At 74.3% G+C, this 11,380-nt stretch carries 10 protein-coding genes; 4 read left to right on the top strand and 6 right to left on the bottom strand.

Going from position 1 to position 11,380, the window contains the following annotated elements; genetic code table 11:
• Positions 1–60: 60 nt before the first annotated feature.
• Together ACI78Q_RS09245 and upp are read right to left on the bottom strand one after the other, a co-directional pair.
• Positions 61–948 (bottom strand): Gfo/Idh/MocA family protein, encoded by an 888-nt coding sequence (locus ACI78Q_RS09245; RefSeq protein WP_456923035.1) that lies wholly within the window; start codon positions 946–948, stop codon positions 61–63.
• A gap of 2 nt (positions 949–950) precedes the next feature.
• Positions 951–1,574 carry a uracil phosphoribosyltransferase gene (gene upp, locus ACI78Q_RS09240; protein ID WP_456923034.1) on the bottom strand — a complete coding sequence of 208 codons (624 nt, stop codon included), beginning with the start codon at positions 1,572–1,574 and terminating at the stop codon, positions 951–953.
• A 74-nt stretch (positions 1,575–1,648) separates the two neighbouring features.
• Here upp and deoC point away from each other — a divergent pair, with 74 nt between their 5' ends.
• From deoC to ACI78Q_RS09220, 4 genes are all read left to right on the top strand, one after another.
• Positions 1,649–2,644, top strand: coding sequence for a deoxyribose-phosphate aldolase (gene deoC, locus ACI78Q_RS09235; protein ID WP_456923033.1), 996 nt, complete (start codon positions 1,649–1,651; stop codon positions 2,642–2,644).
• A 3-nt stretch (positions 2,645–2,647) separates the two neighbouring features.
• Positions 2,648–4,093, top strand: coding sequence for an aldehyde dehydrogenase family protein (locus ACI78Q_RS09230; protein ID WP_456923032.1), 1,446 nt, complete (start codon positions 2,648–2,650; stop codon positions 4,091–4,093).
• A 76-nt stretch (positions 4,094–4,169) separates the two neighbouring features.
• Entirely contained in the window at positions 4,170–5,042 is an 873-nt protein-coding gene (locus ACI78Q_RS09225) for an aldehyde dehydrogenase family protein (RefSeq protein WP_456923030.1), read from the top strand.
• 128 nt (positions 5,043–5,170) lie between these two features.
• Positions 5,171–6,580 (top strand): hypothetical protein, encoded by a 1,410-nt coding sequence (locus tag ACI78Q_RS09220; protein WP_456923029.1) that lies wholly within the window; start codon positions 5,171–5,173, stop codon positions 6,578–6,580.
• 75 nt (positions 6,581–6,655) lie between these two features.
• Here the strand turns inward: ACI78Q_RS09220 and ACI78Q_RS09215 are convergent, their stop codons facing one another.
• The 4 genes from ACI78Q_RS09215 to ACI78Q_RS09200 form a co-directional block, all read right to left on the bottom strand.
• Complete coding sequence (locus tag ACI78Q_RS09215) at positions 6,656–8,155, bottom strand: DEAD/DEAH box helicase (RefSeq protein WP_456923027.1); 1,500 nt, start codon at positions 8,153–8,155, stop codon at positions 6,656–6,658.
• A gap of 230 nt (positions 8,156–8,385) precedes the next feature.
• Positions 8,386–9,462, bottom strand: coding sequence for an adenosine deaminase (locus tag ACI78Q_RS09210; protein ID WP_456923026.1), 1,077 nt, complete (start codon positions 9,460–9,462; stop codon positions 8,386–8,388).
• A 60-nt stretch (positions 9,463–9,522) separates the two neighbouring features.
• Positions 9,523–10,341, bottom strand: a complete 819-nt coding sequence (locus ACI78Q_RS09205; protein WP_456923025.1) for an ABC transporter permease — start codon at positions 10,339–10,341, stop codon at positions 9,523–9,525.
• A complete protein-coding gene (locus ACI78Q_RS09200) occupies positions 10,338–11,243 on the bottom strand; it encodes an ABC transporter ATP-binding protein (protein ID WP_456923024.1) in 906 nt (301 codons plus the stop codon). The genes ACI78Q_RS09205 and ACI78Q_RS09200 overlap by 4 nt, the downstream gene beginning before the upstream one ends.
• Positions 11,244–11,380: the final 137 nt, after the last annotated feature.

Raw genomic sequence — 11,380 nt, 5'->3', positions numbered from 1 at the left:
CGTGCGGGCGCTGTAGCGCCCGCACCGCACGAGGAACGACCGCAGAGCCGCAAACGGCGCTCAGTCCGACACCGGCTCCCGGCACCCCGACGCCAGCGCGCGCTCCGCCGTCGCGAGCACCGCCACCACGTCCCGGGCGAAGCCGACGTCGCAGGGGTGCGTGCCCCCGGTCATCGCCGCCTGGCCCAGTTCGTCGACCGCCACCGACAGCGCCTCGACGGGGTGCTCGGTGTCGGGCAGCAGGACGACGCGGCCCGCGTCCCCGTGCACGTAGAACTCGATGCCCGTCGACATCGGCGCCACCGTGTGGGACAGCGTCACGGTCGACGACACCCCGGCGGAGTGCTGCAGCACCAGGTGCACGGTGTCGCCCGACCCGCCGCCGGCCTGGACCGACGTGACCGGCCCGAGCGCCGGCAACAACAGCGACAGCGCGTGCGGGCCGATGTCCCACAGTGCCCCGTGCCGCCGTCGCCAGGCGGAGTCGAAGGGACTGCCGGCCAGGGCGCTGAGCCACGTGCCCGCGCCGCCGGCGAGCATCGTCCGCCCGGCCTGGGCCAGCCAACTCGACGTCCCGGCCTGGAAGCGGAACGTGAAGAACACGACCGAGGCGACCCCGGAGGAGCGCACTGCGGTCACGACCCGGTCGGCCTCGGCCAGCGACAGCCCGATCGGCTTCTCCAGGAGCAGGTGCTTGCCGGCCGCCGCGGCCCGCTCGACCAGCCCGACCTGCACCGACGGCGGGACGGCGATCGCCACCGCGTCCACCTCGGCCAGCAGCGCGTCGAGGTCGGCGTAGCCGGGGACGTCGAACTCCGCCCCGACGGCCTTGGCCTTGGCGAGGTCGCGGCCCCACACACCCACCAGCGCCGCCGTCGGGTGCTCGGCGAGCGCTGCGGCGTGCACGGTCTGCGCCCAGTGCCCGGTGCCGAGCACCCCGAAGCGCACGGTCAGACCGCCCCGAACTGGCGGTCCCCGGCGTCACCGAGGCCCGGAACGATGTAGGCCTTGTCGTTGAGCCCCTCGTCGACCGAGGCGGTGAAGACCCGCAGCGGCAGCCCGCTCTCCTCCAGCCGCGCGATGCCCTCCGGCGCGGCGAGCGCGCACAGCACGGTGATCGAGGTGGCGCCCCGGGCGGTGAGCAGCCCGCAGCAGTGCACCAGCGAGCCGCCGGTGGCCAGCATCGGGTCGAGCACGAAGACCTCGCGGTCGACCAGGGACGCCGGCAGCGAGGCCATGTACGCCTCCGGTTGGAAGGTCTCCTCGTTGCGGGCCAGCCCCACGAAGCCCATCTGGGACTCGGGCAGCATGCCGTGCGCGGTGTCGGCCATGCCCAGCCCCGCCCGCAGCACCGGCACGATCAGCGGCGGGGCGGCCAGCCGGAAACCGGTGGTCGCGGTGACCGGGGTGGTGATGGGGTCCTCCGCGACGGCGAGGTCGCGGGTGGCCTCGTAGACCAGCATCTGGGTGAGCTCGCGCAGCGCCGCACGGAAGGCCGCGTTGTCGGTCCGCTCGTCCCGCATGCGGGTCAGGCGGGCACGGGCGAGCGGGTGGTCGACGACGGTCAGCTGCACGCGCGCCACCGTATCGGCCGGGGGCGAGCCACCGTACCGGCCAGGGCAGATCCAGCTCGGGGGAGAATGCCCGCATGACCCACGTGCTCGACCCCGACGCCCTGACGGCGGAGACCCCGCCGCGGCGCGAGCCCCTGGCGCCGTTCCGTGACGTGACCCGCTCGGACGCCGCCTTCCGGGCCTTCCTGCACGGCCTCCCCGGCGTCGACCAGGTCGGCGCCGAGGCCCGCGTCGCCGTGCTGGGCACCCGGTCGATCAAGACCACCGCCAAGGCGTGGGCGATCGACACCGCGATCTCGATGGTCGACCTGACCACCCTCGAGGGCGCCGACACCCCCGGCAAGGTGCGCTCGCTGGCCGCCAAGGCCCGCCGTCCCGACCCCACCGACGCCTCCTGCCCGCATGTCGCGGCGGTCTGCGTCTACGGCGACCTCGCCGGCATCGCGACCGAGGCGCTGCAGGGCTCGGGCATCCACACCGCCGCCGTCGCCACCGCGTTCCCCAGCGGCCGGGCCAGCCGGGCGGTCAAGCTCGCCGACGTCCGGGACGCCGTGTCCAACGGAGCGGACGAGATCGACATGGTCATCGACCGCGGGGCGTTCCTGGCCGGCCGCTACCTCGACGTCTACGACGAGATCGTCGCGGTCAAGGAGGCCTGCGGGGACGCGCACCTCAAGGTCATCCTCGAGACCGGCGAGCTGGTCACGCTCGACGCCGTCCGCCGCGCCTCCTGGCTGGCCATGCTCGCCGGCGGCGACTTCATCAAGACCTCCACCGGCAAGGTCTCCCCCGCCGCCACGCTGCCGGTCTGCCTGGTGATGCTCGAGGCGGTCCGTGACTTCCGCGCCGCCACCGGCCGCCAGATCGGGGTCAAGCCCGCCGGCGGCATCCGCACCACCAAGGACGCCGTCAAGCACCTCGTCCTCGTCAACGAGGTCGCCGGTCCCGACTGGCTCTCCCCCGACTGGTTCCGCTTCGGCGCCTCCAGCCTGCTCAACGACCTGCTCCTGCAGCGGCAGAAGCTCCGCACCGGCCACTACAGCGGCCCGGACCACGTGACGGTGGACTGAACGATGACCAGCACCTTCGAGTACGCCCCCGCACCCGAGTCGCGGTCGATCGTCGACATCGCGCCGTCCTACGGCCTGTTCGTCGACGGCGAGTTCGTCGACGGCACGGGGGAGACGTTCAAGACGGTCAACCCGGCCACCGAGGAGGTCCTCTCCGAGGTCGCCTCCGGCACCGAGGCCGACGTCGACCGCGCCGTCCGCGCCGCCCGCCGCGCGTTCACCCGCGTCTGGGGTCCGATGCGCCCGGCCGACCGCGGCAAGTACCTGTTCCGCATCGCGCGGCTGCTGCAGGAGCGGGCGCGGGAGTTCGCCGTCCTGGAGTCGCTGGACAACGGCAAGCCGATCCGGGAGTCCCGCGACGTCGACGTCCCCCTGGCCGCGGCGCACTTCTTCTACCACGCGGGCTGGGCCGACAAGCTGGACTGGGCCGGCCTGGGCCCGGGCCCGCGGCCGCTGGGCGTGGCCGGGCAGGTCATCCCGTGGAACTTCCCGCTGCTGATGCTGGCGTGGAAGGTCGCCCCGGCGCTGGCCACCGGCAACACCGTCGTCCTGAAGCCGGCCGAGACCACCCCGCTGACCGCACTGCTGTTCGCCGAGGTCTGCCGCCAGGCCGACCTGCCGCCGGGCGTGGTCAACATCGTGACCGGCGCCGGCGACACCGGCCGGGCCGTGGTCGAGCACGACGACGTCGACAAGGTCGCGTTCACCGGCTCCACCGAGGTGGGCCGCGCCATCGCCCGCGCGGTCGCCGGCACCCGCAAGAAGCTCACCCTCGAGCTCGGCGGCAAGGCGGCCAACATCGTCTTCGACGACGCGCCGATCGACCAGGCCGTCGAGGGCATCGTGCAGGGCATCTTCTTCAACCAGGGGCACGTGTGCTGCGCCGGCTCCCGGCTGCTGGTGCAGGAGTCCGTCCACGACGAGGTCATCGCCTCCCTGCAGCGGCGGATCGGCACCCTCCGCCTCGGCGACCCGCTGGACAAGAACACCGACATCGGCGCCATCAACTCCGCCGAGCAGCTGGCGCGGATCCGCGAGCTGTCCGACATCGGCGAGGCCGAGGGCGCGCATCGGTGGCAGCCGGCCTGCGCGCTGCCCGACCGGGGCTTCTGGTTCCCGCCGACGGTGTTCACCGACGTCTCCCCCGCCCACCGCATCGCCCGCGACGAGGTGTTCGGGCCGGTCCTGTCGGTGCTCACCTTCCGGACGCCGGACGAGGCGGTCGCCAAGGCCAACAACACCACCTACGGGCTGTCGGCCGGGATCTGGACGGAGAAGGGGTCCCGCATCCTGGCGATCGCCGACCGGCTCCGGGCCGGCGTCGTCTGGGCCAACACGTTCAACAAGTTCGACCCGACGTCGCCGTTCGGCGGCTACAAGCAGTCCGGGTACGGCCGTGAGGGCGGTCGCCACGGGCTGGCCGCCTACCTGAAGGGGTCCGACCAGTGAGTGAGCATCGCAGCGAGCGCCAGCGAGCGAGGAGCGGAGCGAACGGCCTCGCGGAGCGAGGGAGTGTGACCGCGCAGTGATCGGCAGCGAGCGTCTCGCCGTCCGCAAGACCTACAAGCTCTACGTCAACGGCGCGTTCCCGCGCTCGGAGTCGGGCCGCACCTACGAGGTCACCGACGCCAAGGGCCACTTCCTCGCCAACGCCGCCTGGGCCTCCCGCAAGGACGCCCGGGACGCCGTCGTCGCCGCCCGCGCCGCGTTCGGGAAGTGGTCCCGCGCCACCGCCTACAACCGCGGCCAGGTGCTCTACCGGGTCGCCGAGGTGATGGAGGGCCGGCACACCCAGTTCTGCGAGGAGGTCGCCGCGGGCGAGGGCCTGTCCGGGTCCAAGGCCCGCGCCGCCGTCGACGCCGCGATCGACCGCTGGGTCTGGTACGCCGGGTGGACCGACAAGCTCGGTGCCGTCCTCGGCGGGGCCAACCCGGTCGCCGGCCCGTACTTCGACTTCTCGCTGCCCGAGCCCACCGGCGTGGTCGCCGTCCTCGCGCCGCAGCGCTCCTCGCTGCTGGGCCTGGTCAGCGTGCTCGCCCCGGTGCTGGCCGGCGGCAACACCGCGGTCGTGGTGACGTCGAAGGAGCGGCCGCTGCCCGCGGTCACCCTCGGCGAGGTGCTCGCGACCAGCGACGTCCCGGCGGGCGTGGTGAACCTGCTCACCGGGGACGCCGGCGAGATCGGGCCCTGGCTGGCCGAGCACGACGACGTCGACGCCGTCGACCTGACCGGTGCTCCCGCCGGCCGTGCGATGGAGCTGGAGCGGCTGGCGGCGGGCAGCATCAAGCGGGTGCTGCGGCCGCCGGCGGAGGAGCCGGACTGGACCGCCGACCCCGGCCTGACGCGGCTGACCCCGTTCCTGGAGACGAAGACGGTCTGGCATCCGATGGGCGTCTGAGAGGCCCCGTCCCGGGTCCCACCCTGAGCTCGCGAAGGGTGGGGAGGACGGGGTCCTCTCTCTGGCACCCGATGGGCGTGTAGCAACCCGGAGGTGCGCTTCCAGACGGAGCGGGCAGGATGGTCGCCGTGGCCAGGCCGAGCATCGTCCCCATCTCCCTCACCGTCGACGACCGCACCGGCTACACCCTGTGGGCGCCGCCGTGGGAGGAGGACGGCGAGGAGTGGCAGGCGTTCCTCGGCACGTCCGAGGGTGACACCGCGACGGTCCACCTCTTCCCGACCCCGGCGGCCCTGGCGGTGTTCTGCCGGACCCGCACCGACCACGACCTCGCCGACCACCCGGTGTGGCCGGTCGTCGTCGGGCTCGGCGCCGCGGACCTCACCCCGGACGACGACCACCGCTACGACCTCGACGGGGTCTACGACACCGCCGCGGAGAACGCCGACCGCTGGGCGGTCGAGGAGCTGGCCGCGACCATCGACATCGTCAGCCGGCTCGCCGAGTGCCTGGACCTCGGTGACGAGGAGGACGACGACCTCGACGAGGACCTGACCGACGAGGACGAGGACCGGGACGTCGACGCCGACGTCGACCTCGACCGCCGTCCGGCCGCCGACGTCGAGCGCGGCGGGGAGTTCAGCGCGCTCGCCGAGCTGGTGGCCCGCCCCGAGATCGGCTCGCTGGGGCTGGGCGTGGACGCCTTCGTCGGCCGCGCCGGCGAGGACGCGTGGCTCGGCGTCGGCAGCGCCCTCGACGACCTCTGGGAGGACGTCCTGGAGGAGTTGTCGGCCCACCTGGACTGGACCGGCGGAGGCACCGTCGCGCTCTCCGACTACCCGTCGGCGGCCGAGCAGGGCGACGACGAGGACGACCTGGCCGACGTCGAGGAGGCTCCCGCCGCCGAGGCCGCGCCCGCGGTGACGCCGGTGAGCGCCATCGCCCGACCGGGCCGGATCGACGTCCCCGCCACCGAGGTCGCCAAGGCCGCGGAGTTCTGGGAGGGCGTCGGCATCCTGCCGGTGGAGCTCGTGGTGCCCGCCGGCGCCGGCCTGACCCTGCGCTGCTACGTCGACGACCGGGCGCGGTTCCTCGGCCGCGACGGCGAGGTCTTCCTGTTCGCCTCGCCCGACGACCTCGCCCGCTTCTGCGCCGGCGACGAGGAGCACGACCTCACCGAGATCGCGTCCTGGCCCGAGGTGGCCGGCACCGACGTCCCGCCGCTGCCGGCCGAGCAGGACCGCTACGACCTCACCGAGCTGACCGAGGTCGTGGCCGAGGTCGCCGACGGTGCTGCCGGGCTGGTCCCGCACCGCGCCCTCACCCAGCCGGTCGAGGGGGTGCAGGACGTCGCCGAGTACGCCGGGCTGACCCGCGTCGAGGCGCTGCTGCAGCCGACCGAGCCGCTGGGCCGGGCCGTCGCCCGCGCCGAGCGGGAGCCCGACGCCGCGCTGCGCGCCGAGGACGCCGCGGTGCTGCGGTCGGCGTGGGACGAGGTCGTCACCGAGGTCAGCGGGGCCCTCGTCTTCCGCGACTGAGCGGAGATCCACCACAGAACGGCAGCGGCCGGCCCCGGGGAACCGGGACCGGCCGCTGCCGTGTCGTGACTGCGCTCAGCCGGAGAAGTCCGCCGAGCGGCCGGGGCGGCCACCCTGGCCGCGGTAGCCGCTGGGCCGGCGGTCGCCGTAGGAGCGCTCGCCGTCGCGGCGCGGACGCTCGGAGCGCTCGCCCACCGGACGGTCGCCGTCCCGACGGGGACGGTCACCGTAGGGACGGCGCGGCCGGTCACCGTCACGACGCGGACGGTCGCCCTCGCGGCGCGGGCGCCGCGGACCGGAGCCGGCCGGGCGTCGGGACTCGCGCACCGGGCGCTCGATCGGCTCGACGTGCACGCCGCTGGCGACGAGCTCGGCGATCGGGGCGTCACCCGGGCGGATCCGGTCGACGGCCGGGTCCACCTTGGCCGAGCGGAACCGGCGCTTGGCCTGGCCCACCTGGTCGGGAAGCAGCAGCGAGACGACGACGCCGGCGGCACCCGCGCGGGCGGTGCGTCCCGACCGGTGCAGGTAGGTCTTGGCGTCCGTCGGCGGGTCGTAGTGCAGGACCAGCGAGACGTCGTCGACGTGGATGCCGCGGGCGGCGACGTCGGTGGCGACCAGCACCGGGCTGCGGGCGTCGGTGAACGCCTCCAGCGCGCGCTTGCGGGCCGACTGCGGCAGCCCGCCGTGGATGGCCTGGGCCTTGATCCCGGCAGCCTGCAGGTTCTCGGTCAGCCGGTCCACGCCGAGCTGGGTCCGCGCGAAGACGATCGTGCGGCCCGGGCGGGAGGCCAGCTCGGTGGCCACCTGCAGCTTGTCGCGGAAGGCGAGGCTGAACGCGAGGTGCTCGGCCGGCGGGGCGTCGTCCCCGGCGCGCTTGACCTCGTGCCGGGCGGGGTCCTTCAGGTAGCGGCGGACCAGGGCGTCGACCTCGCCGTCCAGCGTGGCCGAGAACAACAGCCGCTGGGCGTCGGGGACGGTCTGGTCGAGCAGCTCCTTGACGACCGGGAGGAAGCCCAGGTCGGCCATGAAGTCGGCCTCGTCGAGCACGGTGACGACGACCTCGTCGAGGGTCGCCTCGCCCTGGCCGATGAGGTCCTGCAGCCGGCCGGGGGTGGCGATGACGACGTCGACGCCGCGGCGCAGCTGCTGGATCTGGCGGTACATGGGCGCGCCGCCGTAGACGGTGGCGAGCTGGACGCCGATGGCCTGGCCGAGGGGCGCCAGGTTGTCGTGCACCTGCTGGGCGAGCTCGCGGGTCGGGACGAGGACCAGGCCGCGCGGAGCGCGCCGGCCGGTCTTGACGTCGGCCCCGATGCGGGCCAGCAGGGGCAGGCCGAAGGCCAGGGTCTTGCCCGAGCCGGTGGCGGCCTTGCCGAGGACGTCACGGCCGGCCAGGGCGTCGGGCAGGGCCGAGGTCTGGATGGCGAAGGGGTGGCGGATGCCGCGCCGCTCGAGGGCGGTCACCAGCTGCTGGGGCAGGCCCAGCTGACCGAAGGTGGGGCCGGCGGGGGCCTCGGCCTCGGGGGCGTGCTCGGGGGTGGTCTGGACGTCGACAGCGTCGAACGTGGTCATACGGGTGTGGGACTCCGATGCTTCTCGGGCGCGTCCCGTGGTCATGCGTGAACGCCGTCGACCGGCGTCCTCACTGGCGATCGCTCACGTCAGCTGTGACGCCCGGATCTGCACGGATGCGCTCTTACCCGGACGGACCGTCCGGAGGATGACCGGCGAGTGCCGGTGCACTCAAGGTAGCAGCGCAGGTGGTCCGGCGATTCCCGAGCGCGGGGTGGCCCGCGCCACCCTCACCCGCGGAGGGCGGCGAACCCGGGCCGGACGACGTCGGCCAGCAGCCGCGCCCGCTCCGTCTCGTCGACGAACGCCGCCCGCAGCGCACGCTCGGTGACCGTCTGCACGTCATCCCAGCCCCAGCCGAACGTGGCGGCCACGCCGGCCAGCTCGCTGGTCGCCGAGACCCCGCTCATCAGCCGGTTGTCGGTGTTGACGGTGACGGCGAAGCCGAGCCGGTGCAGGCGGTCCACCGGGTGCTCGGCCAGCGACGGGTAGGCACCGGTCTGCACGTTGGACGACGGCGCGACCTCGAGGGTCACCTGCTCCTCGCGCACCCGCTTGGCCACCGCGCCGAGCGAGCCGTCGGCGGCCACCTCGTCGGCGATGCGCACGCCGTGCCCCAGCCGCTCCGCGCGGGCGCCGTCGAGGGCGGCCACGATGCTGTCGATGCCGGCCGCCTCACCGGCGTGGACGGTGCGGTGCGCGCCGGCCCGGTCGAGCAGCGCGATCGCCGAGGGGTGGCGGTCGGGGGGAAAGCCGATCTCGGGGCCGGCCAGGTCGAACCCGGCGACCCCGGCGTCCCGGTGGCGGACGACGAGGCCCGCCACCTCGTCCCACCGGTCGTTCTGCCGCATGGCGCACAGCAGCGTGCCGACGGTGATGGGCGTGCCCGCGGCGGCCGCCTCCGCGCTGCCCGTCGCGAAGCCGTCGAGGATCGCCTCCACGGCCTCCTCGATCGGCGTCCCCTCCGCCGTGAGCAGCTCCGGCGCCATGCGCACCTCGGCGTACACGACGCCGTCCGCGGCCAGGTCGAGGGCGCACTCGCGGGCGACCCGGGCCACGCCCTCGGGCCGCTGCATGACCGCGACGGTGTGGGCGAACGTCTCCAGGTACCGCACCAGCGAGCCCGAGTCGGCGGCCTGCCGGAACCAGCGGCCCAGCTCGTCGGCGTCGTCCGCCGGCAGTCCGCGGTAGCCGCACGCGTCGGCGAGCTCGAGCACCGTCTGCGGCCGCAGCCCGCCGTCCAGGTGGTCGTGCAGCAGGACCTTCGGGGCGCGGCGGAGGATCTCGGCGGTCAGCGGTGCACTCACGGTGACATTGTCGTTCGGTCTCCGCGCGGACTCGATCCGGGGACCTGGCCGCGGTGTCCCTCAGCCCTCGCGGTCCTGCCAGCGGAAGGTGAGGGCGCAGAGGACCAGGCCGGCGACGCACCAGAGGCCGAGCACCAGCGCGACGGTGCCGAGCTCCCACGACCCCGCCGGCTCGCGGGCGGCCAGCTCCTCCGGGAGGAACACCGACCGCAGCCCCTGCGCGAGCCACTTCACCGGGAAGACCGCGGCGACGTCCTGCAGCCAGCCCGGCACCTGGTCGAAGGGCATGAACACGCCCGAGATGAACTCGAGCACCAGCGCGATCGGGGTGACCGTCGCCGACGCCGACCGGCCGTTGCGGGCCAGCGTCGACACGACGATGCCCAGCAGGGTGCACGCCGCGGCGCCCAGCACCGACACCCAGGCGAAGGTCAGCCAGTCGGTGCCCGAGGGCAGGTCGATGCCGAACACGAGGACGCCGACCAGCAGGAGCAGCGCGATCGTCGCGACCGCCACCGCCAGCACCTGCACGACCTTGCCGACGAAGTACGCACTCGCGGGCATCGGCGTCCCGGCGAGGCTCTTGAGCGTGCCGTCCGAGCGCTCCGCGGCGATGTGGATCGCCATGTTCTGCAGGCTGGCACCGACGATGCCGGCGGTGATGACCCCGGCCATGAAGTACTGCGGGAAGTCGACGCCGGCACCGAGGTCGTAGTCGAGGACCGCGCCCAGGCCCAGCAGCAGGATCACCGGGAAGGCGAGGGTGAAGACCACCGACTCGCGCTGGCGGAAGAACTCCTTGAGCTCGACACCGGCGCGGGTCAGGTAGACCCGGCCGAACGAGGGCAGCGCGGTCCGCTCGGGGGCGGCGGTGGTCACGAGTGGTCCCCGATCATCTTCAGGTAGACGTCCTCGAGCGTGGGCCGGTTGACCGACAGGTCGGGCACCTCGCCGGGGAAGCGGGCGGCCAGCTCCCGCACGAACGCGGTGGGCGTCGTGGTCTCGGCGGTGCGCCGGACGCCGTCCTCGGTCCAGCTGACGACGGCGGGTGCCGTGCCGCGCCCACCCAGCGCCGTCGGGACGGCGACCTCCGCGAGCTCACCGCGGGCGAGGACGCCGACCCGGTCGGCGAGCGTCTCGGCCTCGTCGAGGTAGTGGGTGGTGAGCAGCATCGTGGTGCCCAGGTCGCGCAGCGAGCGGATCAAGGCCCAGAACTGCCGCCGCGCCTCGGGGTCGAAGCCCGTGGTCGGCTCGTCGAGGAAGAGCAGGCGCGGTCGGCCGACGATGCCCAGCGCGACGTCCAGCCGCCGGCGCTGGCCACCGGAGAGGGCGCGGCCCCGGGCCGCCGCCTTGTCGGTGAGGCCGACCAGCTCCAGCACCTCGTCGGGGTCCCGGGGCTGCGCGTAGTACGACGCCCGTGCCGTGAGGAGCTCGCGGACCGAGAGCTGGCTGTCCCCCGCGCCCGACTGCAGCACGATGCCCAGCTGGGCCTTCCACCGGCGTCCGCCCTTGGCCGGGTCGACGCCGAGCACGCGGACGTCGCCGCCGTCCCGCTTCCGGTAGCCCTCCAGCACCTCGACCGTGCTGGTCTTGCCGGCACCGTTCGGCCCGAGCAGCGCGAAGATCTCGCCGCGCCGGATGTCGAGGTCCAGGCCGTCGACGGCGGTGCGGTCCCCGTAGCGCTTCACGAGGCCGCGGATGGAGATGGCGGCATCGGGGTCGAGCGGATCGCCGGGCCGCGGCCGGCTGTCGGCCACCAGGGGCACGGACGTACTCGTCACGAGGAGACAGTCTCCCACCATGACATCGCGGCCCTCGGGGCCGCACCGCGGCCGAGTACCGTCCCCCGGCCGCGCTGAGCCCATCCCGGCCCTCGTCGGGGAGCCTCCGGCCCCCGCTCCTCGCGCCGCCTCGCAGG

The organism is Geodermatophilus sp. SYSU D00705 (assembly GCF_054050135.1).
This window is presented reverse-complemented; position numbering and strand designations above follow the sequence as displayed.